At 62.8% G+C, this 26,044-nt stretch carries 21 protein-coding genes; 15 read left to right on the forward strand and 6 right to left on the reverse strand.

The features are described 5' to 3' along the window. Positions 1-6 precede the first annotated feature (6 nt). From MOK15_RS17285 to MOK15_RS17300, 4 genes are all read right to left on the reverse strand, one after another. Positions 7-1,557, reverse strand: a complete 1,551-nt coding sequence (locus tag MOK15_RS17285) for a carboxylesterase/lipase family protein (RefSeq protein ID WP_242932961.1) — start codon at positions 1,555-1,557, stop codon at positions 7-9. A gap of 60 nt (positions 1,558-1,617) precedes the next feature. Continuing rightward, complete coding sequence (gene kduD / locus MOK15_RS17290) at positions 1,618-2,373, reverse strand: 2-dehydro-3-deoxy-D-gluconate 5-dehydrogenase KduD (protein WP_242931934.1); 756 nt, start codon at positions 2,371-2,373, stop codon at positions 1,618-1,620. A gap of 181 nt (positions 2,374-2,554) precedes the next feature. Then, entirely contained in the window at positions 2,555-3,388 is an 834-nt protein-coding gene (gene kduI, locus MOK15_RS17295) for a 5-dehydro-4-deoxy-D-glucuronate isomerase (RefSeq protein ID WP_242931935.1), read from the reverse strand. A gap of 62 nt (positions 3,389-3,450) precedes the next feature. Then, positions 3,451-4,503 carry a LacI family DNA-binding transcriptional regulator gene (locus MOK15_RS17300; protein WP_242932962.1) on the reverse strand — a complete coding sequence of 351 codons (1,053 nt, stop codon included), beginning with the start codon at positions 4,501-4,503 and terminating at the stop codon, positions 3,451-3,453. Positions 4,504-4,634: 131 nt separating this feature from the next. Here MOK15_RS17300 and MOK15_RS17305 point away from each other — a divergent pair, with 131 nt between their 5' ends. From MOK15_RS17305 to MOK15_RS17315, 3 genes are all read left to right on the forward strand, one after another. Beyond that, positions 4,635-5,420: a fumarylacetoacetate hydrolase family protein gene (locus MOK15_RS17305; protein ID WP_242933773.1), complete on the forward strand. Its 786-nt coding sequence runs from the start codon at positions 4,635-4,637 to the stop codon at positions 5,418-5,420. A gap of 32 nt (positions 5,421-5,452) precedes the next feature. Then, positions 5,453-6,721, forward strand: coding sequence for an MFS transporter (locus tag MOK15_RS17310; protein WP_242933774.1), 1,269 nt, complete (start codon positions 5,453-5,455; stop codon positions 6,719-6,721). A 225-nt stretch (positions 6,722-6,946) separates the two neighbouring features. Then, positions 6,947-7,522 carry a hypothetical protein gene (locus MOK15_RS17315; RefSeq protein ID WP_242932963.1) on the forward strand — a complete coding sequence of 192 codons (576 nt, stop codon included), beginning with the start codon at positions 6,947-6,949 and terminating at the stop codon, positions 7,520-7,522. Positions 7,523-7,561: 39 nt separating this feature from the next. On the opposite strand, the gene MOK15_RS17320 is transcribed toward MOK15_RS17315, so the two are convergent. Beyond that, positions 7,562-8,470 carry an SDR family NAD(P)-dependent oxidoreductase gene (locus MOK15_RS17320; protein ID WP_242932964.1) on the reverse strand — a complete coding sequence of 303 codons (909 nt, stop codon included), beginning with the start codon at positions 8,468-8,470 and terminating at the stop codon, positions 7,562-7,564. A 132-nt stretch (positions 8,471-8,602) separates the two neighbouring features. On the opposite strand from MOK15_RS17320, the gene MOK15_RS17325 reads away from it, so the two are divergent. The 5 genes from MOK15_RS17325 to MOK15_RS17345 are packed head-to-tail and all read left to right on the forward strand — an operon-like array spanning position 8,603 to position 14,927. Continuing rightward, positions 8,603-10,036, forward strand: a complete 1,434-nt coding sequence (locus MOK15_RS17325) for an MFS transporter (RefSeq protein WP_242932965.1) — start codon at positions 8,603-8,605, stop codon at positions 10,034-10,036. A 37-nt stretch (positions 10,037-10,073) separates the two neighbouring features. Continuing rightward, positions 10,074-10,832: a nuclear transport factor 2 family protein gene (locus MOK15_RS17330; protein ID WP_242932966.1), complete on the forward strand. Its 759-nt coding sequence runs from the start codon at positions 10,074-10,076 to the stop codon at positions 10,830-10,832. Positions 10,833-10,839: 7 nt separating this feature from the next. Further along, positions 10,840-12,267, forward strand: a complete 1,428-nt coding sequence (locus MOK15_RS17335; protein ID WP_242932967.1) for an NAD-dependent succinate-semialdehyde dehydrogenase — start codon at positions 10,840-10,842, stop codon at positions 12,265-12,267. A gap of 3 nt (positions 12,268-12,270) precedes the next feature. After that, positions 12,271-13,326 carry an amidohydrolase family protein gene (locus tag MOK15_RS17340; protein ID WP_242932968.1) on the forward strand — a complete coding sequence of 352 codons (1,056 nt, stop codon included), beginning with the start codon at positions 12,271-12,273 and terminating at the stop codon, positions 13,324-13,326. Further along, positions 13,323-14,927, forward strand: a complete 1,605-nt coding sequence (locus MOK15_RS17345; protein ID WP_242932969.1) for an MFS transporter — start codon at positions 13,323-13,325, stop codon at positions 14,925-14,927. The genes MOK15_RS17340 and MOK15_RS17345 overlap by 4 nt, the downstream gene beginning before the upstream one ends. Before the next feature lie 3 nt (positions 14,928-14,930). Here MOK15_RS17345 and MOK15_RS17350 read toward each other — a convergent pair whose 3' ends face one another. Continuing rightward, positions 14,931-16,400 (reverse strand): carotenoid oxygenase family protein, encoded by a 1,470-nt coding sequence (locus MOK15_RS17350; RefSeq protein ID WP_242932970.1) that lies wholly within the window; start codon positions 16,398-16,400, stop codon positions 14,931-14,933. A gap of 103 nt (positions 16,401-16,503) precedes the next feature. On the opposite strand from MOK15_RS17350, the gene MOK15_RS17355 reads away from it, so the two are divergent. The 7 genes from MOK15_RS17355 (at position 16,504) to MOK15_RS17385 (ending at position 26,007) form a co-directional block, all read left to right on the forward strand. Beyond that, the gene (locus MOK15_RS17355; RefSeq protein ID WP_242932971.1) at positions 16,504-16,968 is read left to right on the forward strand and encodes a MarR family transcriptional regulator; all 465 of its coding nucleotides are present in this window, start codon (positions 16,504-16,506) and stop codon (positions 16,966-16,968) included. Positions 16,969-17,252: 284 nt separating this feature from the next. Continuing rightward, on the forward strand, positions 17,253-19,760 hold the full coding sequence (locus MOK15_RS17360) for a TonB-dependent receptor (protein WP_242932972.1): 2,508 nt from the start codon (positions 17,253-17,255) through the stop codon (positions 19,758-19,760). A 59-nt stretch (positions 19,761-19,819) separates the two neighbouring features. After that, the gene (locus MOK15_RS17365) at positions 19,820-20,587 is read left to right on the forward strand and encodes a glutathione S-transferase family protein (RefSeq protein ID WP_242932973.1); all 768 of its coding nucleotides are present in this window, start codon (positions 19,820-19,822) and stop codon (positions 20,585-20,587) included. Beyond that, a complete protein-coding gene (locus MOK15_RS17370) occupies positions 20,584-21,333 on the forward strand; it encodes a glutathione S-transferase family protein (RefSeq protein ID WP_242932974.1) in 750 nt (249 codons plus the stop codon). The genes MOK15_RS17365 and MOK15_RS17370 overlap by 4 nt, the downstream gene beginning before the upstream one ends. Positions 21,334-21,337: 4 nt before the next feature. Then, positions 21,338-22,900 carry an AMP-binding protein gene (locus MOK15_RS17375; RefSeq protein WP_242932975.1) on the forward strand — a complete coding sequence of 521 codons (1,563 nt, stop codon included), beginning with the start codon at positions 21,338-21,340 and terminating at the stop codon, positions 22,898-22,900. Positions 22,901-22,985: 85 nt separating this feature from the next. After that, the gene (locus MOK15_RS17380) at positions 22,986-25,115 is read left to right on the forward strand and encodes a PQQ-dependent dehydrogenase, methanol/ethanol family (RefSeq protein ID WP_242932976.1); all 2,130 of its coding nucleotides are present in this window, start codon (positions 22,986-22,988) and stop codon (positions 25,113-25,115) included. After that, on the forward strand, positions 25,105-26,007 hold the full coding sequence (locus tag MOK15_RS17385) for an amidohydrolase family protein (RefSeq protein WP_242932977.1): 903 nt from the start codon (positions 25,105-25,107) through the stop codon (positions 26,005-26,007). Before MOK15_RS17380 ends, MOK15_RS17385 begins: the two co-directional genes overlap by 11 nt. The last annotated feature ends 37 nt before the right edge of the window (positions 26,008-26,044 follow it).

A 26,044-nucleotide genomic window follows, 5' to 3' on the forward strand; every position in this document is an offset into this window, starting at 1 on the left:
TTCCTGTCAGCTTCCCGGCTGGATATAGGGCACGCGCGCGAATAATTCCCGCTCCCATCCTCTTGGATCGTCCGTCACCCGGCTTTCCACGTCGAACAGCATCGTCGCCCGGCGGTCCAGCCGATATTGTGGCCAGATAGCCATCTGCGGATCATTGGGATCGCCGCGCCGGGCAAAGGCCAGAAAGCGCGTCATCACGGCATCGGACGCCGCCCGGGCGCCCTCCCCCGTTCCGGTGAAGGCGCCCAGTGCATCCAGCGTGCCGAAGGCAAGCGCGATATCCATGGTGTGCGGCGCCCCTCGCTTCGGCTGGGTCGGCGACTGGAAATCGACCTGATAGACCCAGGTCGGGGCGTCCGCCCGTGCGCGCGCCTCCGCCTCGATCACCTGCCCTGGCCAGCTCCGCCCTGCTGTCGTCGCAGCATAGAAGATGCGCTCTGCCGACCAGTCCGGATATTGCGTTCGATATTGGGCAACGATCCATTCGGGCGACAGGTCCATGCGCAACTGGCGAGCCATCCGCTCGGGCAGGTTGCTCCAGTCCAGCCCACGCAGCAGCGGCCCGTCCGGATCGATGAAGGCCCGGGTTTCGTCCAGCGTGTTGCCCAACATCATGGGGATGGCGTTGCCCTGCGGCGCGGCGTCGGGCCAGAAGGGATGCCGGTCCAGCCACCGCATATCGAGCACCGGCCCCATATAGACGCCACCACCCAATATCGGATCTTCCGCGTCCAATCCCTCGATCAACCGCTCGACAGGCATGGTCAGAAGCGGATCGAGATTGGACGGTGATGCCCCCAGCTTCGCCAGATAGGCGGCGGTGCGGCGCGACGCATTGATCGGCCCGCTCGCCGTTACTTGCTGTCCGCTCATGGTGATGGCGCGGTGGAACAGCCCCCTGGCGGCGGGCATGGCCATCATCGTTGCGATCTTGGCCCCGCCGCCCGACTGGCCGAAGACCAGCACATTGTTCGGGTCGCCGCCGAAAGCCGCAATATTGTCCCGCACCCAGCGCAGCGCCAGGATCAGGTCCAACTGCCCCGCATTGCCGCTGTCGGCAAAGCGCGGATCGATCCGTGCGAGATAGAGATAGCCCAGCGCGTTCAGTCGATGATTGACCGTCACCACCACCACATCGCGGCCGGCAAGGTGCCGCCCGTCATTCAGCGGATCGACCACGCTGCCGTTCGAATAGGCGCCGCCATGGATGTAGAGCATGACCGGCCGCCGAGCCTCCGGCTCCAGACCCGGCGTCCAGATGTTGAGGAACAGGCAATCCTCGCTGGTCGTGTCCTGCGGGGCTTTTTGCGGGCAGGACGGCGCGAAAGCGGTCGCGGGAACGACATCTCGCCAGGGTTTCGGCGCAACCGGCGCGCGAAACCGCCGGGACGCCGTATCCTGCCCATAGCGCACCCCGCGAAACAACAGCAGCCCCGCCTCCCGCATTCCGCGAATAGGCCCGTTCCGGGTCACGACCACCGGATCGCCCTTCGCCGCCCAGGCGGGCGACGATATGAGGGCCAGTCCCGCTCCAATGAAGGTTCGCCTGTCGGGCATAGCGCCGCTCCTGTTGAGTGCGGGAGGGTTTTGGCCCTCCTCTGGCTTATGGCCTCTGCCTTACCGCGCGAGCCACCCGCCATCGACGGGCAGGGTGTGACCGTGGATATAGGTGGCGGCGTTGGAGGCGAGGAAGACGGCTGCGCCGCCGATGTCGCCTGGGTCGCCCCATCGGCCGGCCGGGATGCGTTCCTGGATCTGGCGGTTGCGGGTCTCGTCGGCCTGGAGGGCGGCGGTGTTGTTGGTGGCGATATAGCCCGGCGCGATCGCGTTGACGTTGACGCCCCTGGCCGCCCACTCGTTCGCCAGCAGCTTGGTCAGGCCCGCCACGCCGCTCTTCGACGCGGTGTAGCTGGGTACGCGGATGCCGCCCTGGAAGGACAGCAGGGAGGCGATGTTGATGATCTTGCCCGAACCTTGGCGCAGCATGTGCCGCCCCGCCGCCTGGCAGAGGAAGAAGACGGTCTTGAGATTGGTGTCGATCACCGCGTCCCAGTCCGCCTCGGTAAAGTCCACGCTGTCGGCGCGGCGGATGATCCCGGCATTGTTAATGAGGATATCGAGCCGTCCGAACGTCGCCAGCGTCTCATCCACGACGCGCTGGACCGGTTCGATGCTGGAGAGGTCGGCCGAGACGATCTGTGCCTTCCTCCCAAGCGCGCGGACCTGATCGACGCTATCCTGCGCGGGCGTGCGGCCCACTGCGGCGATATCCGCGCCCGCCGCGGCCAGCGACAGCGCGATCGCCTGGCCAATGCCGGTATTGGCGCCGGTGACGATCGCCACCTTTCCAGTGAGGTCGAAGGGGGTGGTCATCTTGCTTCTCTCCAAGAACATGCCTGTTGTGCATCCTCCCCTGGTAGGGGAGGTGGCAGGGCGAAGGCCTGACGGAGGGGTGTCACCCTATCGATAGGGGGGACACCCCTCCACCACTTCGTGGTCCCCTTCAGCAGAGTCACGTGCCTCTGCTGAACCTTACAGGGGAGGATTAAAGGCTTCAGCGCAACTGGCAGATGTCGAGGACATTCATGTCGGTATAATCCAGATTCTCGCCGCCCATCGCCCAGATGAAGGCGTAGCTCTTGGTGCCCGATCCCATATGCACCGACCAGGGGGGCGAGATCACCGCTTCCTCATTCTCGATGACGATGTGACGCATGGCGTCCGGCTCGCCCATATAATGGAAGACGCGGTCGCCGCCCTGAAGGTCGAAATAGAGATAGATCTCGCTGCGCCGGTCGTGGAGGTGCGGGGGCATGGTGTTCCACACGCTGCCGGTCTCCAGCACAGTGAGGCCCATCAGCAGTTGCGCGCTCTCGCACACGCCGGGGATGACGAGCTGGTAGATGGTGCGGTGGTTACTGTTGCTGAGGTCGCCGCGCTCCAGCGGATTGGCCTCACCCAGCGTGATCTTCTTGATCGGGAACGCCTTATGCGCGGGCAGCGAGGCGATGTAGAAGCGCGCCTCGGCCCCTTCGAAGATCACCTCCTTCGTGCCCATGGGCACATAGAGGCATTCCTTGTTGCCGATCTCATAGCGCGCGCCATCGACGATGATCGCGCCCGGCCCGCCGATATTGACGATCCCCGCCTCGCGCCGCTCCAGGAAGGGATGACCCGCCGCCGACGCCGGCTCGCTCTGGTCGGGCAGCCTGATGCTGCCGCCCGCCGGCACCGCGCCGCCGATCACGAAACGCTCATTGTGCGAATAGTTCAGCACGACCTGCCCATCCACGAACATGCCGCCCACCAGATAACGATCCCGCAAACTCTCATTGTCCACGCAATCCATCATCTCTGGATGCGTCGCATGATAGGTCTTCTCAAACATGATGGCTCCTCGTCATTCCATATGAAATTTAATGGACACCGGTGTCATATTTCGGCGCCCTATCAACTGTTGGCGGGTGGTGCAACCGATCCACGGCGAATGAGCGTGGAACTGAACATGGACGGCTCCTTGACGTCTGCTCCCTCACCGATCGCGGTGCCGATCAGCTTGAGCGCGGCGGCGCGTCCCATGGCCACGATCGGCCAGCGCACCGTGCTGAGCGGCGGCCACACCCTTGTCGTGACCGGCGTATCGTCGAAACCGATGATCGACAATTCCTCCGGCACAGCAATTCCTCGCAGGCGCGCTGCATAAAGGACGCCGGCGGCCATCTCGTCATTGCTGGCGAAGATGGCGGTGGGCCGCGGCGACAGGTCGAACAGGCTTTCGGAGGCCGACAGCCCGGATTCGAACGTATATTGTCCGTCCGCCACCAAGCTCCGTGGCAGGCTGATGCCGGCTTCGGTCAACGCCATTTCGAAGCCTTCGCGCCGCTCCTGTGCGGAACGAAAACCATGTGGCCCGGCAATCAGGCCGATGCGCCGATGCCCCTGCGCAATCAGGTGACGCACCGCGTCGGCGACTGCTTCCCGGTCGTTCGATGCGACCATATGTTCCGCATCGTCGAGCATCGCCGACCCCATGCGCACATAGCGGCAGCCCTGCTCGTCCAACATGCGCGCCAGCGCGTCATTCTCCGACATGGGCGGCAGCACGACGACGCCGAACAGGCGCTGCCGCGTCACGAAGCCGCGAATATCGTCCATCACATGGTTGGATCCGCGATCGACCGGGCGAATCACCAATTCGAACTCGGTTCCATGCAACGCTTCAAGAATGCCGCGCTGCATCGACAACACCATCTGCGCATTGGGATTGTCATAGACTAACCCGATCAGGAAGTTGCGCCCCAGCGCCAGCGCCCGCGCCTGCGGATTGGGCACATAGCCGGTTTCCCGGATGATCGCCTCCACCTTGTCGCGGGTTTCCTCATTCAGCAGCGGCGAGCGGTTGATGACCCGGCTGACCGTTTTTTTCGACACGCCTGCCATTCGCGCTATGTCGTTGATGGTCAACTTGGGGGCTGGCCCCTCATCCTGCTTCTGTTTTGCCATGCCGTCTTATAGCCCAGTTGGCCCGAAGCGCCAGCAGGGCCTGTAGAGATGGCTTGTCAATGACACCGGTTTCCTTTACCTCCGCCTCACATGATAAAAGAAAGGATTATTGCGTGAGCGCAGGCAGCAGCATGGCGGAGGCCATCGCGGAACGCTTTCTATCAGCCCGCAAGGCAGCGCTTGGCCTGGCTGACTATCCGGGCACGGCGCCAACCACGCTGACGGAGGCTTATGCGATCCAGGCCGCCGCCCTGGCCCGGATGGAGGACAGGGTGGCAGGCTGGAAGGTCGGTCGTATCCTGCCGCCGCTTTCCGACCAATATGGCAGCGACCGGCTGGCCGGCCCGATCTTCGCCAGCACGGTGGTCACGATCGCACCCGATGCCCGCGGTTTCGTCTTTGCTGACGGATTTGGCGCGATCGAAGCGGAATTTCTCTTCCGGATCGGCAAGGTCCCGCCTGCGGGCCAGCGGGCGTTCACCCTGGAAGAGGCCGCCGATCATGTCGATGCCGTGCATATCGGCGTGGAGATCGCCAGTTCGCCCTTCATTGGCATCAACACCATGGGTCCGGCCGTCACTGTTTCCGATTTCGGCAATAATAATGGCCTGCTGATTGGGCCGGCCATTCCGGACTGGCGCAACGGCGCCTATGCCGAGCAGCAAGTGACGACGCGGATCGATGGCGCGCAGATCGGCGCCGGCGCGGCGTCGGCCTTTTCCCATGGTGCGATCGGCTCCGTTCGGTTCCTGCTGGAAAATCTTGTCGCGCGGGAGATTGCCATCCAACCCGGCTGGTGGATATCGACAGGCGCTGTCACCGGTGTACATGCTGTACGACCGGGACAGGAGGTGGAGATGGATTTCGGGTCGCTCGGAACGCTTCACTGCAGGATCGATACGCAAGAGCCGCGCTGAAGCGGCCGATTTTTCAGAAACGGAGCTGGATGATGAAGGAAGCTGGGATGCAGGCACCGCCGGTCGGGCGATATCGCTGGGTGGTGGTCGGCCTGCTCTTCGCGGCGACGGCAATCAACTATGTCGACCGGCAGATGATCGGCGTGTTGAAGCCTACGCTGGCCAAGGAAATGGCCTGGTCGGAAACCGACTATGCCAATATCGTCTTCTGGTTCCAGGCGGCCTATGCGGTCGGCTATCTCGGCTTCGGCCGGATCGTGGACGTGATCGGCGCGCGGCTGGGCTATGCCGTCGCGGTGGTGATCTGGACCATCGCCCACATGGCCCATGGCGGCGTCCATGGCGTCACCCAGTTCGCGATGGCTCGCTTCGGCCTGGGTGTCGGTGAATCGGGCAATTTCCCGGCGGGCATCAAGGCGGTGACCGAGTGGTTCCCGCAGAAGGAGCGCGCCTTCGCCATCGGGCTGTTCAATGCCGGCGCCAATGTCGGCGCGATCGTGACGCCCCTGCTCGTGCCCTGGTTGACCATTGCCTATGGATGGCGCGTCGCTTTCTATGCGACGGGCATATTCGGCATTGTCTGGCTGATTGCCTGGCTCGCGCTCTATCGCCGGCCGGAGGAACATCCCAAAGTGACGGCCGGGGAACTCGCCTATATCCAGCAGGACCCTGCCGATCCGGTGGAGAAGATCGGCTGGGGGCGGATCGTCAGCGTCAAGGAGACCTGGGCCTTCGCCATCGGCAAATTCTGTATCGACCCGATCTGGTGGTTCTTTCTCTTCTGGTTGCCCGGCTATCTCGGCACCCGCTATGGCCTTGACCTCATCAGCTTCGGACCGCCCCTGGTGGCCATCTATCTTCTGTCCGACGGCGGCAGCGTCTTTGGTGGCTGGTTGTCGGGCCGGCTCATGAAGGCAGGCAAGAGCGTCAATGCCGCGCGCAAACTGACCATGCTCATCTGCGCCTGCGCGGTGCTTCCCATCTTCTTCGCCCAGTCGATCGACAACCTCTGGGTCGCCGTACTGGTTATCGGTATCGCAACGGCAGCACATCAGGCCTTCTCGGCCAATCTCTACACCTTGCCATCGGATCTTTTCCCGCGTGGCGCGGTGGGGTCCGTGGTCGGGATCGGCGGCACGATGGGCGCGGTAGGCGGCATGGTGATGGCAAAATATGCCGGCTATGTCCTTGATAGTATCGGTAGTTACACGCCACTCTTCGCAGTCGCCGGCAGCGCGTATTTCGTAGCCTTGGCGGCGGTGCATCTGCTCTCGCCGCGACTGGAGCGAGTCAGCGTCTGAGCTGTTGGGAACACTTCGTTCCGTCATTCCTGGCAGAATTAAAGGGCGGTCCAGCAACGGACCGCCCTTTTGCATGATCGGCCATGCTGGCTGCGGACGCCCCGCCCTCCGGTAAAGTTTCCGGCATGACACTTTACCGGAGGGTAAAGTGTCACAGCCGACAAAAGTGCGACTCGCAGGAAAAAGTGGATTCACATAGCGTCCGCTCTGTGCTTGATTCACGATATGTTTCATGCGTCCATCCCCTCCCGCGGTCCTGGCGGCAGCGATATTTCCTTGCTGCTCGACCAGCTTTCGCATTGCTGCTCGCGCCCGCGCTATGCCTTCATGCTGCTGACGCTGATCGCGGATGTGGCGCGGCCTGACGGTAGCGCGGGGCCGCTGGTGCGAGCGGGCGAGGGTCTTGTTCCTTTGCGTGATTGGCTGTGCGATGCGTTGACGCCGATGGGACATCGCGATCCCCGTCGCATGGCGCTGGTCGAGCGGGTGCGGGAGGAACTGGGCAAGGAGGGGCGGTTGTCAAATGAAGCCGCCGCAGACGCCATATTGGTGCAGGATGAAGTGCGTGCGCGGGTGCGGGCGTCGGGCAAGACCAATCTCAGCCGGGCGGCCTCTGAACTGGTGAAGGCCGGATTGCTGAAACGCCATTATCAGGGCTATCGCATCGACCATCTCAACCGGGGCGCACAACGCCAAGCGGTCTATACGCTGAGCGGCCGGGCAAGGGCGCTTGTCGGTGCACCCGTGCCGACGCAACGCCCTGCCGTTCGTCCACGGCAGGGCGACCTGTTTGCGTCTTGAGTTATTATGTGAGGTGACGTTCGGAAGGACCGGCGTGGATTAGCGGGTCGCGCGCGTCAATGCCTCGCGCCGGGCTTTGGCATAATTCTCCCTCCGCATCCGCTCGAAGCCGACGCGCTGGTCGAAACCAGCATCTTCCGGATAGTCGCGAAAATCGGCCAATATCTCATCGAACACCGTCGTCAGTTCATCGCGAAATTCGGGATGCGGGAAGATATGGAAGCGGTTCTCGCGCATCGCCGTCAATGTCCGGGCGGCGATTATATCGGGTTCCATTCCGAACTGGTGCAATTGCGCCAATCGGTCCACCGCCGCGCCATCGACGGGCTTCGCGCCCGCGCTCAGCGCTGCGGGGCGAACCTCATCGCTGGCGTAGATGTGGCTCTTCACCAGGCCGGGGCAGAGTACGGACACCCCAATGCCATGGGGGGCAAGACTGTAGCGCAAGGATTCGCTCATGCCCCGCACCGCGAATTTGGTGGTGTTGTAGATGCCGGGCGCCCCGCCGCACAGGAAGCTCGCCATCGACGCCGTGTTGACGATATGGCCGCCCTGCCCCACAGCCTTCATGCGAGGCGCAAAGGTCATGACACCATTGATGACGCCATGCAGATTGACGCCCATCACCCAGTCCCAATCGTCATAGCTGGATTCGTCGATGGTCTGGAACAGGTTGATGCCGGCATTGTTGAAGACCAGGCTGACCGGCCCCAGCGCGGCTTCCGCACGGTCGGCCGCTTCGGCGAAACCCTGCCGAGACGCGACATCGAGGCGGACAGCTATGACATGCTGATTGTCGAGCATTTTGAGGGCGGCGGCCAGCGCATCTTCGCGAATATCGGCGATCGCCACCTTGCAACCTTCCGCCAGCAAGGCGCGCGCCAGGCCCAGGCCAATCCCATTGGCGCCGCCAGTCACAAAGGCGGTGCGGCCATCAAATTCCAGCATCCCATTCTCCTTCGCCGATCGCTGTAATGACCGTGCATTTTTCTCTCGCCATATTCGTATATATCACATACAAATTCGCCAAGCTGAAATTTCACCCCTGTGAACAAAGGGGGAGGTGGAGAGGAGAAGGTCATGGCCCTGGCGCCTGCGCCGATTGTAACCGACAGCCTGCGGGATGGACGGGATGATGATGAAGGCTTGCTGCCTGACATGGCCCGTCCGGCAGCCCCGGACTATTCGATGCGTGCCGCCTATTGGGCGCTGTTCGTCATTATCCTGGCGACCTTCATCACCTTTTTCGAGCAGGTCGTGTTCGCCATGCTGGCGGAGCGGATCAAGGCGGATTTCGGCCTGTCGGATTCGCAGCTAGGCTTCCTTGCCGGACCGGCGAGCATCATCTGCTATCTGTTCGTCGGTATCCCGTTGGCGCGCCTGGCCGACATTTTTCCGCGTAAATATGTGCTGGCAGGCGGCGTCACCGCGCTTGGCATCATTACTTCGCTGGGTGGGGTCGCGCAGAATTTCGGCCAGTTCGTCGGCACCCGCGTCTTCCTGGCGGCGGGGGGATCGGCCCATGCGCCCGCCTCCTATTCGCTACTGGCCGACGCCTTCCCGCCGCGTATCCTGACCCGCGCCTTCGCTCTGCTGCAATTCGGCTTTATCGGCGGCACGACACTGGGTCCGGCGATCGGCGGAATGCTGATCGCGACGGCGGCGGGATGGGCGCCGACCCAGCATGGCGGGCTTACCATATTGGGCTGGCAATGGTTGATGATCTGGCTGGGATTGCCTGCGCTGGGCGTCGCCTTGCTGTTCCTGACGGTCAAGGAACCGCCGCGCCAGATATCCGCGGCGGGCATGGATACGCCACCGGTGCGCGCTTCGATCGGTCGCCGTATCCTGACATTCACCGGCCTCGACGCTGCCAAGGCGATCCATGCCAAGCGCCGCGTCTATTATCCGCTCTTCGCGGGTCTTGCGCTGAGTGCGATCGAAGTGTTCGGCCTGCAATTCTGGCGCGTTCCCTTCATGATCCGGACCTTCGGCTGGAACGAGGCGCAGATCGGCGCGGTGATGGGATCGATGACCCTGGTCGCGTCGCTTCTGGGCCTTTTGCTCGGTGGCATCTTCGTCGAATGGCTGGCCAAGCGTCATGCCGACGCCAATGTCCGCGCGGCAGCGATCTTCTTCGGCTGCGTGACGGTCTGCGCCATCCTCGCCCCATTGATGCCCAATGGCTATGCCTCGCTCGGCGTCGCCAGCATCGGCGCGATGTTCGGCATAGCCGGCGCCGTGCCGCAAAATGCCGCGATCCAGCGCGTCGCGCCCAATGCCATGCGCGGCCAGGTGACGGCCATCTACCTCTTCATGTTCACCTTCTTCGGGGCGATGGGCAGTTTCCTGGTGGGCCTGGTGCAGGACCATCTGATCGGCGATCCCAAGCAACTCTGGAAGACCCTGGTGCTGACGGCGAGCATCCTGCTGCCGATCGCCACGCTCTGCATGATCCGCGCCATCCGTCCTTATCGCGAGGAAGTCGAACGATTGGCGGCGGAGGCTAGCTAGTCTGTAAGTATTACATACAATAATAGGAGAGAGATTCATGCCCGACACGGATCGCATTGCCCGATTGGAACAGACCGTCACGGACCTCACCACCCGCCTGCAGCGGCGCGAGGATGAACTGGATGTGCGCAAGCTCCAACATCTCTACGGATATCTGATCGACAAATGCCTGTATAACGAAACGGTCGACCTGTTCACCGAGGATGGCGAGGTGCACTTCTTCGGTGGCATTTGGCGCGGCAAGGAAGGTATTCGCCGCCTCTATGTCGAACGTTTCCAGAAGCGCTTCACGCACGGCACCAATGGTCCGATCGACGGCTTCCTGCTCGACCATCCGCAATTGCAGGACATTGTCGATATCGACACCGATGGCGTCACCGCTCATGCCCGCGCCCGATCGATGATGCAGGCGGGCCGGCACAAGGATTATGCCGATCCGACCAACCCGATGCAGGCCGCACGCCAATGGTGGGAAGGCGGCATTTATGAGAATATCTACAAGAAGGTGGGCGGGATCTGGCGCCTCCATATCCTCAATTACATGCCGCAATGGCACGCCGATTTCGACACCGGCTGGGCGAACACCAGGGCCGAATATGTGCCCTTCCCCAAAATCACCTATCCTGAAGATCCGACCGGTCCCGACGCATTGATTACCGATCACTGGCTGTGGCCGACCCACAAGCTGGTTCCTTTCCATATGCCGCACCCCGTCACGGGCAAGCCGATCGTCGCCGAGCGCTGGCAGGGAGACATCGACCGCGAACGGGCAGCGCGCGAAGCGGTGAGCGCCTGAACGCCCCATGACATATCCTGATCTTTACCTGATGATCGACGGCCAGCGCCTGTCGGGTGGCGGACGACGCACGCATCGCGTCGTCAACCCCGCCACCGGCAGCGTGCTGGCCGAGCTGCCGCTGGCCGATACGGCGGACCTGGACGCCGCGCTCGCGGCGGCGGCACGCGGATTTCGTCGCTGGCGCGATTCCACCCCGCAGGAACGCGCAGCCGTGCTGCAGGGCGCGGCGCGGCTGATGGTCGAGCGGCAGGAGGAACTGGCCCGCATCGCTACGCTGGAACAGGGCAAGACCCTGGCCGAAGCGCGCATCGAAGTGATGATGAATGTCGGCCTGTTCAACTTCTATGCCGGCGAAGTCTTCCGCCTCTACGGCCGCACGCTTGTCCGCCCGACGGGGCATCGGTCCACCGTGACCAAAGAGCCGGTCGGCCCGGTCGCCGCCTTCGCCCCGTGGAATTTCCCGATTGGCAATCCGGGACGCAAGCTGGGTGCGCCCATCGCTGCGGGCTGTTCGGTGATATTGAAGGCGGCGGAGGAAACCCCGGCTTCCGCGCTGGCCGTGTTGCAATGCCTGCTGGACGCGGGACTGCCGGGTGATGTGGCGCAGGCCGTATTCGGTGTGCCGGACGAGGTGTCGCGTCACCTGCTCGGATCGCCCATCATTCGCAAGATGAGCTTCACCGGCTCCACCATAGTCGGCAAGCATCTCGCCAAGCTGGCGGCGGAGGATTGCAAACGCACGACCATGGAACTGGGCGGCCATGGCCCGGTGCTGATCTTCGCCGACGCCGATCTCGACAAGGCGCTCGATACGGTGGTTGCGGGCAAATATCGCAATGCCGGGCAAGTCTGCGTATCGCCAACCCGTTTCATCGTTGAAACAGCAGCTTACGATCATTTCCTCAAGGGATTTATTGAGCGCGCGGAGCGGATCGCCATTGGCGATGGTCTTGATGTCGCCAGCGTCATGGGGCCGATGGCCAATGCTCGGCGGCTCGATGCGATGGACCGGCTGATCGGCGATGCGGTGGCAAAGGGCGCCAGGCTGGAAACCGGCGGCGCGCGGATCGGCAATGCAGGCTTCTTCTTTGCGCCCACCATTTTATCGAACGTCCCGTTGGACGCCACGATCATGAATGAGGAGCCATTTGGCCCGGTCGCGCTCATCAATGCCTATTCCGATAAGGATGCGATGGTCGCCGAAGCCAATCGCCTGCCCTATGGCCTGGCTGCCTATGCCTGGACCGCCGATGCCGCGCGGCAGCGCCGGATTGCGCGCGAACTGGAAGCCGGCATGGTCGGCATCAACACGGCGATGATCGGCGGCGCGGACGCGCCCTTTGGCGGGGTCAAATGGTCGGGCCATGGCGCGGAGGACGGGCCGGAAGGCGTCGAAGCCTGCCTCGTCACCAAGGCCGTGCACGAAGGATAACCGATGACGCATATATTGAAGACCGGCGGCGACCGTGGCTATCTGCGCATCGCGACCGAGGAAGCCTTTGCCACGCGCGAGCAGATCGACGCTTATCTGCGAATGCTGCGCGACGGCACGGCGGATAAGGGCATGGTGTCGCTCTGGGGCTTCTACGGCCAATCCCCGTCGGAACGGGCGACGCAGATTATCGACCGGTTGCTGGACCTGGGCGATCAACGCCTGGCCGATATGGATGCGACGGGGATCGACGTGGCGATCCTGTCGCTTACCTCACCCGGCGTACAACCGCTGCTGGATGTCGGGGAAGCCAAGGCGATGGTCAGCCGCGCCAACGATCATCTGGCCGCTCGCTGCGCCGCTCATCCGACGCGCTTCGTCGGCATGACCTCGATCGCGCCACAGGACCCGGAATGGTCCGCCGCGGAAATCCGGCGCGGCGCCCGCGATCTGAACTTCAGGGGCGTGATGGTGAACAGCCATACCCAGGGCGAATATCTGGACGATGCGAAGTTCGACCCGATCTTCCGGGCGCTCGCCGATACCGGCCAACCGCTCTATATCCACCCGTCGACACCACCGGACAGCATGATCGGGCCGATGCTGGAGGCGGGGCTGGATGGCGCCATCTTCGGCTTCGGGGTGGAAACGGGGATGCATCTGCTGCGGCTCATCACCATCGGCATTTTCGACCGTTATCCCGATTTGCAGATTGTGGTCGGCCATATGGGCGAAGCGCTGCCCTATTGGCTCTATCGCCTCGACTATATGCACCAGGCCGGCGTGCGGTCGCGGCGCTATGCCCGGATGAAGCCGCTCCAGAAGAGCATTCACGATTATATGCGATCGAATATCTGCGTCACCACCAGTGGCATGGCCTGGGAACCGGCGATCCGTTTCGCGCAACAGGTGCTGGGAGAGGATCGGGTGATGTACGCGATGGACTATCCTTATCAATATGTGCCGGACGAGGTGCGGACCCATGACCTGCTGGACATTTCGGACGAGGCGAAGCGCAAATTGATGCAGACCAATGCCCAGCGTGTGTTTCGGCTGTGAGCAATTCCGCCCCCTCGCGCGCCACCGCTTATTATGCGCTGGCGCTGATCGCCGGGACCAATCTGGTCAGCCTGCTCGACCGCAACATCCTCGCGATCCTGGCGCCGGCGATCAAGGCGGACCTGAAGATCGGCGATGCGGAGATGGGGCTGCTCTACGGCACTGTATTCGCGCTGTTCTACGCGCTCTTTTCGTTACCGCTGGGACGGTTGGCGGATGGATGGATACGCACCAGGCTGCTCGCCATCACAATCACTTTCTGGTCGCTCGCCACCGGCTTCGCGGCGTTCGCGACCGGCTTCTTCACGTTGATGCTCTCACGCCTGTGCGTGGGCATTGGCGAGGCGGCTTCCCAGCCCGCCGGAACCAGCCTGGCCTATGATTATTTCCCGCGCGAGAAACGTGGCATGGTCATGGCGGTCATGGCTGCCGCGATCGCCATCGGCCTTGGTGGGTCGCTCATCATCGGCGGGGTGGCTGCGCAATGGTGGGACGCACGCTATGTGAGCGGCAACGCGCCGCTGGGCCTAAAGGGCTGGCAATTCGCCTTTGCCGTCGCGGCCCTACCCGGCTTCCTCATCGCCTTCCTCATGTCTCGCCTGCGGGAGCCACAGCGCGGCGCGATCGATGGGATCGTGACGCCGCCCGATCCACATCCTTTCCGCGCGAGCCTGGCCGTGCTGGGCGCGGTGACACCGGGCATCCATTGGCTGAGCCTGGCGCAGGCCCGCGCCAGCGGACGCGACTGGGCGCGCAATATCGGCTTGCTGGCGCTGATCGTCCTCGCGGTCCTGCTGGCGATCCACTGGGCGGAGGTTTTTTCCCCTCGCCCGCCGCTCATGCTGGGCGGCCTCGCGGTCAGCCCGCATGTCGTGCAATGGAGCGTTATCGGCTTCGGCGCCTTCGTCGTCGCCAACCTGCTGCAAAATCTGAAGCAGCGTGATGCCGTCGCCTTTGCAGTCATCACCCGCAATCCTTCGCTGCTGCTCTGCATCGCGGCGGGGGCATTGCAGAGCGTCATCAACTATGGCGTCATGGGCTTCACCCCATCCTTTCTCATGAAGAATTATGGCCTCTCACCTGCCGATACGGGAATGCAGTTCGGGTTGCTTTCGGCCGCGCTGGGCGTGGTCGGGCCGCTGATCGCCGGGCCGCTGTCCGACCGGATCGGGGCGCATCGGCTGTCGCGCCGTGTTTGGGTGGCGCTCTTTGCCATGGGTCTGTCGCCACTGCTGGCGCTATGGGTCTATCGCGCGTCCGATCCGGGCGCCTTCTACCTGCGCTTCACGCTTTACAGCCTGGTGCTGACCATGTGGATGCCGCCGCTCTATGCCGTGCTGTTCGAACAGGTGTTGCCACGAATGCGGGGGCTGACGGTCAGCCTCTATATCGTCGTGTCGACCATCTTTGGTCTCGGCATCGGTCCCTATGCGGTGGGGATGATAAGCGACGCGCGCGGCGGCGATCTGGCTACGGCAATCCTGTCGATCAACTGGGTTGCGCCGCCACTGGTGCTGTTGCTGCTGATCCTGCTGGTCCGGGTCGAGCGTGACCATGCCGGCCTGCTCCCCCGCGCACGGGCGGCGGGGGAGAAAGTCTGAAGATCAGGCCGCCAGTCCGATCTGCGCCGCCGTCGCCCAATTGCCGTGCAGCCCGAAGCGCAGGCGGATGGGCACGCGGATTTCGGCGATCGGTCCTTTGGCGATCTCCAGCGCGTTGAACAACAGCAGATCACTGCGATGCTCCTCCAGCCGATTGCAGATCTGGACGATCCAGCCGTCTCCTTCGGCAGCATCCGGGCTGCGCGGGATGAAACAGGGTTCCTGTAGCGACGACAGCGGCCCGCACCACCATTTCTGTTCCTCGCCGGTCTGGTGATCGATCAGGCCCAGCGTATTCATCAACATGCCCGCCGGACTGCCGCCCTTGAGTTCGACCGGCTTGGTCGGGTCGATCACCAGCATCCAGCCATAGCGATAAGGCAGGCCGGTATACCGATCGTCGATGCGCGGAAATTCGCCCATCATATTGGTCAGGCGCTGCACGTCCGTAAACGCCTCGCCATTGGACGCCATGTCCACCGTCCAGCGGGTGAGGAAGCTCGCCGCCTCCAGTGGATTGAATGGCTTCCCGTGAATGTCGGGGAAGAAGGGGAACATATTATTCTTCGCCTCGGGCGTATCGAAGTGGATCTTCGTGCCTTCCTGAAAGGCGTTCATGACATGGCTGGCGAAGCAATTGTCGCGCTTGAACCAACGGACGTCCGCGCCGGTCGCGTCGGCCCGGCGCGGCAGCACGCCCAGATAGACGGGCAATGTCGTATCGAACCCGAAATGCGGCAGTCCCTGTTCCAACCTCTCCCAGTTGGACGTGCTCGGCACGACATGGAATAGCGCATAGTCGGGCGTGATCGCGAAATCATGCATCATGGCATAATAGGGCAGTTCGAACCACAGCTCCCGCGTCAGCGTTCCGTCGGGCGCGACCTCATAATAGGTCATGTCTCGCGTCAGCACCCCCTTGGCCGCATAGCCGAAGGCGATCATGTCGCCTGTCGCCGGGTCGATCTTGGGGTGAGCGGTGAAGGTTTGCCCGGTCATCTTCCCTTCGAATCGCGTATAGCCGTCCGTCTCCAGCGTCGCCGGGTCCATGACCAGGGCCGGACTGTCCTCCTTCAACGCATAGAGCCGGCCGCCATGGATGAACGCCGTCGTGTTGGCCGTGCCGCGTATCTTGCCCTTGACGGACTCCTCGTCTGTCAGGGGGTTGCGATAGGCGCCGAACAACGCCCGGCCCGCTTCCTGCTCCAGCTTCCATTTGTCGGTCTTTGCCCAGCGCTGGCGCAGGTCGACCTTTCCATCCTTGATACGGAACATGGAGATCATGCCGTCGCCATTGAAAGCGATGTCGTCCCCCAACAGCGGTGGAAATTGCGGGTCGGGCTGTACCCGGTAGAAGGCGCCATCCAGTTCGGACGGCACCGCCCCCTTCACGTCCAGGTCGATAATGTCGGCCTCGATCCGCGAGGGCGTGTTGAAGCCGGTGAAGGCAGGCGTATCCGGGAAATGCGCCACGACGTGATCCTCTCCTGTTCTTGATGGCGATATTGTATGTATCACTCACATTTTTTCAAGTCGCAGGATTGACGCATGACTATTTAGTCCGCACACTGTTACTATGAATACCATGGACGATATGGAGCCGCTTGGCCTCTTCCCCGATCCTCGTCTCAGCGGCATCGACGGTCTGGTCGGGTTCCACATCCGGCTGGCGAGCGCGGCGGTCTACCAGCATTTCACCGAAACGTTCAGCGACCTTGGCCTGACACAGAAGCAGGTGGCTGTGCTCTGGCTGATCGAGGACCAGCCTGGCATCGCCCAGGCCGATATCGGCCGCCGATTGAAGATGGACCGCGCCAGCGTTATGGCGATCGTCAACCGGATGCAGGACCGGGGCTTCCTGAAACGCGGCGCTTCCGTCCAGGATCGCCGCCGCCAGACGCTCAGTCTGACCGAGTCGGGTCATGCCTCGCTCGAACAGGCGCGCACCTGTATCGCGGATCATGAGAAATGGCTGAAGGCGCGCTTCACCCCTGCCGAGACCGCGATGCTGGTCGAACTGCTGCGCCGCGTCTACGTTTGATCTTTCCTGCCATTGCCATCCCTGGTGAAAATCAGGGAAATAATGACGGATATTTCAGACAGACGACTTCATCCTGTTATTCCTGATACCACCAATAGAAATACCGATAGTATTTGCCCTCTCCCAATATCGGTAAATATTTTCATTATGGTCGTTGCTGAGCGGTTCAGGCTCTTGCAACGATGAAAATTGTATGTCTTACTAACAATATTACGGAAGGCGTTTACGGCGGATCACGTCTGGTCAGGACGGATCTGAAGCCGGTCTAGGAGAGGGGATTTCCCATGCAACACGATCTTCGTGCGATGATGGCGCGCGCCCTGTTGGCGTCCGCTTCGATAGTAGCGATCACCACCCCGGCAAGTGCGCTCGCGCAGGCCCAGCCAGCGGATACCGCGCCGCAGGCAGCCGATCAGGAAGCGCTGCCCGCCAACGCTGTGGCCGACATCGTCGTCACCGCCCAGTTCCGCGCCCAGCGGCTGCAGGACACGCCGATTTCCATCACCGCCGTCGGTGCGGCCGAACTGGAAGCCAAGAGCCAGACCAATCTGGCGCAAATGGCCGACGCCGCGCCCAACGTCTCATTAAAGCCGCAAGGCGCATCCTTCGGTCCGTCCATCACCGCCTCCATCCGTGGCGTCGGTCAGAACGATTTCAACCCCGCCTATGAGCCGGGCGTAGGCATCTACATCGATGACGTCTATTATCCGCAGCTTACGGGCGCCGTGTTCGAACTGCTCGACCTCGACCGCGTGGAAATATTGCGCGGGCCGCAGGGTACGCTTGCCGGCCGCAATGCAGAGGGCGGCGCGATCAAGCTCTATTCCAAACGTCCCTCCGGGGACGGCGGCGGCTTTGTCGAGGTGAATTACGGTATCCGCAACCGCATCGGCATCCGCGCCGCCGCCGATTTCGGCATCACCGATACACTGGCGGTCCGCATATCCGGCGTCGCCAAGCAGCAGGACGGCTTCGTCGACCGGGTCGACTATGGCTGCGCCAATCCGGGAAGCGGCATTCCCTCGACCCAGCCGCCCGGTGATTGCGTCATCAGCAAGCTGGGCGGCGTCGGCTATCAGGCGATCCGTGGCATCCTCTTCTGGGAACCCAGCGACAAGCTCGATGTCACCGTCATCGGCGACTATACGCGCGATGAACATACCATCGCGGGGGAAGTGCTGCTCGCCACCAGCCCGGTCAATTCGCCCAATACCAATCCGGCGCCCGGCATTCCCTATGACAACCGCTTCATCTGCGGCCGCTATTGCAACTATATCGGGACTGGGCAGCCGGCAGGCACCTGGACCCCGCCCATCCCGGTCGACCCTTATGGCGCCGCCGGTACGCCGCTCGCCGCAACGCAGGGAACCGATCGCAGCCTCTACAAGGGTTGGGGCGTTTCGGGACAGATCAACTACAGCCTGTCCGACGCCTTCAAGCTGACGTCGATCACCGGCTATCGCAGCTTCAATACCCAGTTCGATTCCGACGACGACATCTCACCCGCCAATATCGGTTTCGGCCGCAACTATCTGGAAAACTGGAGCTTCAGTGAAGAAGTTCGGTTGAACGCGGAGTTGGGGGATAATCTGAACGGCACGGTCGGCGGTTATTATTTCAAGCAGAAATCGACCTATGACTCGTTGCAGGACATTCGCTACGTCCCGGTCTATCCGCTCCAGTTCCGCCAGCCCGACCCGACCAAGGCCGAAGCCAAGGCCGCGTTCGCCCATCTGTCCTGGAAGCCGATCGACCGGCTGACCCTAAGCGGCGGCGTACGCTATACCAGCGAGACCAAGGATCAGACCTATTATCGCCTGAACTTTGATGGCACGGTCAATCACTTCCTCGATCCGGTGGGCGCCGCTTATGGTATCGGCTATTCGGGTGCGGACACGCTGGACTATAATGGCAACGGCAACACGTCCGAGATCGTCACGGCGCTTTCAGGCCTCACCGCCCATTACAGCGCCAAGCGCTGGGATTATCGCGTCGCGGCCGACTACCGCCTGACCGACAGCCTGATGGTCTACGGCTCGGTATCGACCGGCTTCAAGGGTGGTGGCTCCAACCCGCGTCCCTTCACCACGCAGCAGGTCATCGCCTTCCGCCCGGAAAAGCTGACTGCCTATGAAGTCGGCTTCAAGAGCGACTTCTTCAACCGCCGCGTCCGCCTCAATGCCGCGGCTTTCATCAACGACTATGTCGATATCCAGATCCCGGTGCTGACCTGCCCCACCGCGCCCTGCGCCGCGCGGCTCAATGCGGGCGATGCACGGGTCAAGGGGTTCGAAGCGGAACTGTCCGCCTATCCGATCGACGGCCTCGCGATCGATGCCTCGATCAGCTATCTCGACTTCAAATATAAGGCGAGCAGCCTCAGCCCGGCGGCCTCCTACCCGACCAATCCGGGCGGCGTGTCGGCCGATGATCCGCCCGTGTCGCCGCCCTGGAAGTTCAGCCTGGGCGCGCAGTACAAGATCGACCTCGACAAGGCCGGCAGCCTGACGCCCCGCTTCGACGTCACCTATGAGGACAAGAAGTTCGGCGGCGCATCGGTCATCGGCGGCACCCGCGTACTGAACTTCGTACCGGCCTACACGCTCGCCAATGCGCGGCTGACCTGGGCCAATGCGGATCAGGACCTCGACGTCTCGCTCGAAGTCACCAACCTGTTCGACAAATATTATTTCCTCTCCGTCTTCGACCTGCGCGGCGCGGGTGCGGGCGTCCGCAAGGGCCGCCCCGGCAATCCGCGCGAATGGGCGGTGACGGTGAAGAAGAAATTCTGATGCCTTGCCCGGCCGGGTGGCGCACCGCCTGGCCGGGTCTTCATGGAGACTTTCGCGGCATGACCGACGTCACACTCTATCATTGGGAACCCAACGCCAATTCGGGCAAGCCGATGCTGGCGCTGTTTGAAAAGGGTGTCGCGTTCGACAGCCATTATCTCGACCTGCTGAATTTCGACCAGCACAGGCCCGACTATCTGGCGGTCAATCCGCTCGGCACCATTCCCGCCATGACCCATGGCGACAAGGTGCTGACCGAATCCACCGCGATCATGGAATATGTGGACGAAGCGTTCGATGGCCCGCGCCTGATGCCCGCTGATCCGGTCGATCAATGGCGTGTGCGCTGGTGGATGAAGTTCCTCGACCAATGGCTGGCCCCCAGCTTCTCCATGATCGGCTGGAGCGTTTTCGTCGGCCCCTCCGTCCGGCAGAAAGACCCTGCCGAACTGGAAGCCGCGATCGATCGCATTCCCATGCCCGAACGCCGAACTGCCTGGCGCAAGGCGATCTATGGCGCTTTCTCGGCGGAGGAAATGACGGAATCGCAGAGGCGGGTCGCACTCGGCATCGGTTATCTGGAGGAAGCGTTGGGAAAGCGCGCCTGGCTGGCGTCGGACAGTTATAGCCTGGCCGATATCAACGGCTTCAACCTTGCCTACGCCATGCCGCTGTCCCAGCCGCAACTCTGCAATGACAGCCTGACCCCCAATATCATGCGCTGGCTGCGCGCCATCTATGCACGGCCCGCGACCCGCGCCTGCTGGGCGCTGGGCCGTACCGACCTTGCCCGCCGCATCACCCTGCTCGAAAGCGAACCCGCATGACCGGCATTCTCTATCATGGCCAACCCAACGGCCCCAGCTTCACCGTTCTCGCCGCCGCCTTCGAGAAGGGCGTCGATCTCGACCGCCGCCCGATCGATCTGGTCGCGGGCGAGCGACATTCCTCCGCCCTGCCCCACGGGCATGAGGTGGACCAGTCGATCGAAGGCGAAGGCCCGGTGCTGTTGGTTGGTGAGGTGGCGATGACCGACAGCATCTTCCTTGCCTGCTATCTGGATGAAACCGGTTCCGGCCCTGCGATCCGCCCGGCCGATCCCTATGCCCGCTGGCAAATGATGGCCTGGTGCCGCTATGTCATCGAGCGCGTCGCTCCGGCCGCTGCCTGCCTGGGCAATGCCGCCGCGCCGCCTGCTGCCGTGCCCGCTGGCATCGCCAGCGCGGATCTTGCGGCTCGCTGGAAGGATGCGGTTGAGCGCCATGCGGACGAAACCAAGCTGGCTGACAGCCGCACGAAGATCATCCAGGCGGTCGAGAAGGTCGAGGCGCAACTGGCCGATGGCCGCGACTGGTTGATCGGCGATTTCTCCATCGCCGATCTGGAGAGCTTCGCCTGGCTTGCAGGGATGCGCCGGATCGTCCCCGAAGCCTTCACCGCTTCGCCCCGTACCGATGCATGGGACGCGCGCCTACGCGCGCGACCTGCCGTGGCGCAGGCACTGGGCCTTGCCACCGTCCCGGAACCCGAAGCAGTCTGGGCGCCCGGCCCGGAGATTAATCGCTGGGGCTGACAGGATGCGTGCGATCGACTATTTCGACCGGGGCCATGATCGTGACCCCGCCTGCCCCTGCCTGATCGACGCGGCCAGCGGCGAGACGCTGAGCTTTGCGCAGGTGAGGGTGCTGACGCAGCGGATCGCCGCTGCCCTCCATGCGGCGGGATTTCGCGACCAGGAGCCGGTCGCGCTCTATGGTCCCAACAGTGCAACGATGATGATCGCCCTGCTCGCCATCTGGCGCGCCAATGGCCAGTGGGTGCCGGTCAACACCCGCAATGCCATCGACGCAAACGCCGCCTATCTCGACTATGTCCGTTGCGGCTGGCTCTTCTATCATTCAAGCCAGGCGGCGGACGTCGCGCAATTGAAGGCGCGCGTGTCCAGCCTGACCCGTTTCGTCTGCCTCGACCGCGAGATGGCGGGCGATCCCTCTCTTGATCGCTTCATTCGAGACAGCGAAGCGGACAGCTTGCCGGACTTTTCCGATCCGTTCGGCAAGCCCGACGACGTGGTAGGCCTCTTCCCCACCGGCGGCACGACCGGGCCGTCCAAGGGCGTGGTCGTGACCAATCTTGGCTGGGGCACGATGATCGAGACGTTGGCGCAAGCCGTCGATGGCCGCACGGACGCACCTGTCTCACTCGTTGTCGCGCCTATCACCCATGCCGCTGGCCCGGTGGCGTTGGCGACGCTGTCATTGGGCGCGACCCAGATCATCCTTCCCGGATTCGACGCCGGCGCCGTGCTGGAGTCGATCGAGCGCTATCGCGTCACCCATGTCTATATGCCGCCGACCGCGCTTTATTCGCTGCTCGACGCGCCGGGACTGGCGACCAGGGACACCACGTCGCTCAAAATCTTCCTCCTCGTCGGCTCTCCCGTTTCCCCGGAGAAACTGCGCCGCGCAGTGGAAATATTCGGCCCCTGCCTCTGCCAGGCCTATGGCCAGGTGGAATCGCCGATGATCGTCACCTGGCTTTCTCCGGAGGTCGTCGCCGCTGCTGCCGCCGGGGATCGCCCCGAACGCCTCGCGAGCTGTGGCCAGCCCAGCCGATCCGTCACCGTCGCGATCATGGATGAGGCAGGCAATCTCCTCCCCGATGGCGAAGCGGGCGAACTGGTAGTGCGCGGCGTCCTGGTCTCCCGCGAATATTATGAGATGCCAGAAGCCACCGCCGAAGTCCGCACCCATGGCTGGCACCATACGGGCGACATCGCCCGGCGCGATACGGACGGCTATCTCTACATCGTCGATCGCAAGAAGGACATGGTCGTTTCCGGTGGCTTCAACGTCTTTTCCGCCGAAGTGGAGGCTGCCGTCACCGAATTGCCCCAGGTGCGCGAATGCGCGGTTATCGGCGTGCCCCATGAAAAATGGGGCGAGGCAGTCCACGCCATTGTCGTTGCCGACAATATCGGGGAAACAGAGATCATCTCTCATGCCAAGGCCCGGCTGGGCGGAGTGAAGGCGCCCAAGAGCGTCGCCTTCGTCCCCGCCATTCCCCGGACCGCCGCCGGAAAGATGGACAAGAAAGCCCTGCGCGCCGCCTATTGGACCGGCGTGCGGATGGTCAACTGAACGATTTCCAGTCAATCGGAAGTCACAACAAACAAACGGCCTGAGCGAGATGAAGACATCCGCTCGACAGATGGAGAGGAAGAGGATGCGGATCGCCATTGCGCTGCTGCTGGGAACGAGCCTGGCCCTGTCGGCTTGCAGCCGGAGCGAAAACCAGAACGCCGCTGCTGTCTCGACTTCGGACGGAGTCGATGCCGCTCGCATCATCGCGGCCAAGCCGGCCGAATGGCTCTCGACCGGGCGCACCTATGATGAGCAGCGGTTCAGCCCCCTCTCCGCCATCAACCAGGAGAATGTCGGCAAGCTGGGCCTTGCCTGGTCGGCCGACATGGACACCAATCGTGGGCAGGAAGCGACGCCCCTCTTCATCGACGGCGCCCTCTATGCCTCCACCGCCTGGAGCATGGTGAAGGCCTATGACGCGCGCAGCGGCAAGCTGCTCTGGTCCTACGATCCGGAAGTCCCGCGCGAGACTTTGGTGAAGGCCTGTTGCGACGCGGTCAATCGCGGTGTTGCCGCCTGGGGCGACAAGATTTTCGTCGGCACGCTCGACGGCCGGCTGATCGCCATCGACCGCAAGAGCGGCAAGCCGGTCTGGAGCGTCGTCACGCTTGATCCCAAGAGCAACGCCACCATCACAGGCGCGCCGCGCGTGGTGGACGGGCTAGTCGTGATCGGCAATGGCGGCGCGGAGTTCGGCGCGCGCGGCTATGTCGCCGCCTATGATGCCGATACGGGCAAGGAACGCTGGCGCTTCTACACCGTCCCGGCCCAGCCCGGCACGGAAAAGGAACCGGACTATCTCAAGAAAGCCGCCGCCACCTGGTACGGCGAATGGTGGAAGCAGGGCGGCGGCGGCACCGTGTGGGATGCCATGGCCTACGACCCGGAACTCGATCTCCTCTATATCGGCGTAGGCAATGGATCGCCCTGGAACCAGGCCTATCGATCGGAGGGCAAGGGCGACAATCTCTACCTCTCCTCGATCGTCGCGGTCCACGCGAAAACAGGGGAATATGCCTGGCACTACCAGACGACGCCGGGCGATAGCTGGGACTTCACGGCGACCCAGCATATCATGCTGGCGGACCTGGAAATCGATGGACACAAGCGCAAGGTGCTGATGCAGGCGCCCAAGAACGGCTTCTTCTATGTGCTCGATCGCACCAACGGAAAACTGCTGTCGGCGAAGAATTTCGTGCCGGTCAACTGGGCGAGCGGTATCGACATGAAGACCGGCCGGCCGATCGAGAAGCCGGAAGCGCGCTATTATAAGACGGGCAAACCCTTCATTGGCTCCCCCGGCGCGACCGGCGCGCATAGCTGGCACCCCATGGCGTTCGACCCGAAATCATCGCTGGTCTTCATCCCCGCCAACCTCGCCGCCTTCCCTTATTTCCCGGAAAAGGGATGGAAGGCAAACAAGCTGGGCTTCAATGTCGGCGTAGACATTGCTGCTGCCGCTATGCCTGCTGACAAGGCCGTGCGCGACGCGGCGATGAAAGCGACCACCGGCGCGCTCATCGCTTGGGACCCGGTGGCGCAGAAGGAACGCTGGCGCGTTTCCTACAAGGGGCCGTGGAATGGCGGTCTGCTGGCGACTGGTGGCGATCTCGTTTTCCAGGGGACGGCGACGGGTGACTTCAACGCCTACGCGACCAGGGACGGCCGTAAGCTCTGGTCCTTCCCGGCGCAAACCGGCATCGTCGCCGCGCCGATCAGCTATGAACTGGACGGCCAGCAATATGTGGCGGTGATGGCGGGCTGGGGCGGCGTCTGGGCGCTGGCGCCCGGCATCCTCTCCGACAAGAGCGGCCCAAGCCGCAACATCAGCCGCCTGCTCGTCTTCAAGCTGGACGGCAAGGCGACCCTGCCCGCGCCGCCGCCCCATTCGGCCATGCCGCTCGACCCGCCGCCTTCCACCGCCAGCGCGGCGGATATCGCGGCCGGCGGCGCGCGTTTCGGCCGCTATTGCAGCACCTGTCATGGCGACGCTGCGGTCGGCGGCAGCATCGTCCCCGACCTGCGCCGCAGCGCCGCGCTGAACGACAAGGGCACATGGCAGATGATCGTCCATGACGGTGCGCTCAAGGATAATGGCATGGTCGGCTTCGCGTCGATTTTCTCAGCTCAAGAGATCGAAAATATCCGCGCCTATGTCATCCACCGGGCCAATGAGGACAAGAGACTGGAAACCACCGCCAATGCCCATTGATCCGACCAAAATCCTCGCCATCGACGTTCATGTCCATGCCGAAGTGTCGTGCCACGATCCCGAAGACCCGGTGATGGCCAAATATTTCGACGCCGCATCCACCTATTTCAAGGCGGATCGCAAGCGTCCGACCATCCCCGAAACCATCGCTTATTATCGCGAGCAGAATATTGCCTTCTGCCTGTTCACCGTCGATTGTGAGAGCGGCATCGGCGCCAAGCGGATCAGCAATTATGAAGTGGCGGAACTGGCCGCCGACCATAGCGATATCGTGATCCCCTTTGCCTCGATCGACCCGCGCAAGGGCAAGTTCGGCGCACGGGAAGCCCGCGATCTGGTCGAGAATTACGGGGTGAAGGGCTTCAAATTCCACGGCATCATGCAGGATTGCCATCCGGCCGATCGCGTAGCCTATCCCATCTACGAAGTTATCGCGGAGTATAAGCTGCCCGCCATCTTCCACACCGGCCATTCGGGCATGGGCACGGGTATGAAGGGTGGCGGCGGCGTGCGCCTGAAATACGGCCAGCCCATGCTGGTGGACGATGTTGCGGTCGATTTCCCCGACATGAAAATCATCCTCGCCCATCCAAGCTGGCCCTGGACCGACGAAAGCCTGTCGATGGCTTTGCACAAGAACAATGTCTTCATCGACCTCAGCGGATGGTCACCCAAATATTTTCCCAAGCAGATCATCCAATATGCCAACACGCAGCTCAAGCATAAGATGCTGTTCGGTTCCGACTGGCCGCTCATCCGCCCGGAAAAATGGATCGACGCCGCCCGCGAAGCAGGCTTCCGTGAGGAGGTGCTGCCCCTCATCATGAAGGATAATGCGGTGAAGCTGCTGGGGCTGGGCCAGAGCATTTTCCAGTCAGGTGGAAACGCCTGACTGGAAAATGCTTTAAACCAAAAACGTAGGGCGTTTG

Origin of the sequence: Sphingobium sp. BYY-5, assembly GCF_022758885.1 — a bacterium.
Lineage (GTDB): Bacteria > Pseudomonadota > Alphaproteobacteria > Sphingomonadales > Sphingomonadaceae > Sphingobium.

Coding starts and splice junctions, on each gene's coding strand:
- MOK15_RS17285 (WP_242932961.1), bottom strand. CDS start 1,557: ATGCCCGACAGGCGAACCTTCATTGGAGCGGGACTGGCCCTCATATCG.
- kduD (WP_242931934.1), bottom strand. CDS start 2,373: ATGACCACCCCCTTCGACCTCACTGGAAAGGTGGCGATCGTCACCGGC.
- kduI (WP_242931935.1), bottom strand. CDS start 3,388: ATGTTTGAGAAGACCTATCATGCGACGCATCCAGAGATGATGGATTGC.
- MOK15_RS17300 (WP_242932962.1), bottom strand. CDS start 4,503: ATGGCAAAACAGAAGCAGGATGAGGGGCCAGCCCCCAAGTTGACCATC.
- MOK15_RS17305 (WP_242933773.1), top strand. CDS start 4,635: ATGGCGGAGGCCATCGCGGAACGCTTTCTATCAGCCCGCAAGGCAGCG.
- MOK15_RS17310 (WP_242933774.1), top strand. CDS start 5,453: ATGAAGGAAGCTGGGATGCAGGCACCGCCGGTCGGGCGATATCGCTGG.
- MOK15_RS17315 (WP_242932963.1), top strand. CDS start 6,947: ATGTTTCATGCGTCCATCCCCTCCCGCGGTCCTGGCGGCAGCGATATT.
- MOK15_RS17320 (WP_242932964.1), bottom strand. CDS start 8,470: ATGCTGGAATTTGATGGCCGCACCGCCTTTGTGACTGGCGGCGCCAAT.
- MOK15_RS17325 (WP_242932965.1), top strand. CDS start 8,603: ATGGCCCTGGCGCCTGCGCCGATTGTAACCGACAGCCTGCGGGATGGA.
- MOK15_RS17330 (WP_242932966.1), top strand. CDS start 10,074: ATGCCCGACACGGATCGCATTGCCCGATTGGAACAGACCGTCACGGAC.
- MOK15_RS17335 (WP_242932967.1), top strand. CDS start 10,840: ATGACATATCCTGATCTTTACCTGATGATCGACGGCCAGCGCCTGTCG.
- MOK15_RS17340 (WP_242932968.1), top strand. CDS start 12,271: ATGACGCATATATTGAAGACCGGCGGCGACCGTGGCTATCTGCGCATC.
- MOK15_RS17355 (WP_242932971.1), top strand. CDS start 16,504: ATGAATACCATGGACGATATGGAGCCGCTTGGCCTCTTCCCCGATCCT.
- MOK15_RS17360 (WP_242932972.1), top strand. CDS start 17,253: ATGCAACACGATCTTCGTGCGATGATGGCGCGCGCCCTGTTGGCGTCC.
- MOK15_RS17365 (WP_242932973.1), top strand. CDS start 19,820: ATGACCGACGTCACACTCTATCATTGGGAACCCAACGCCAATTCGGGC.
- MOK15_RS17370 (WP_242932974.1), top strand. CDS start 20,584: ATGACCGGCATTCTCTATCATGGCCAACCCAACGGCCCCAGCTTCACC.
- MOK15_RS17375 (WP_242932975.1), top strand. CDS start 21,338: ATGCGTGCGATCGACTATTTCGACCGGGGCCATGATCGTGACCCCGCC.
- MOK15_RS17380 (WP_242932976.1), top strand. CDS start 22,986: ATGCGGATCGCCATTGCGCTGCTGCTGGGAACGAGCCTGGCCCTGTCG.
- MOK15_RS17385 (WP_242932977.1), top strand. CDS start 25,105: ATGCCCATTGATCCGACCAAAATCCTCGCCATCGACGTTCATGTCCAT.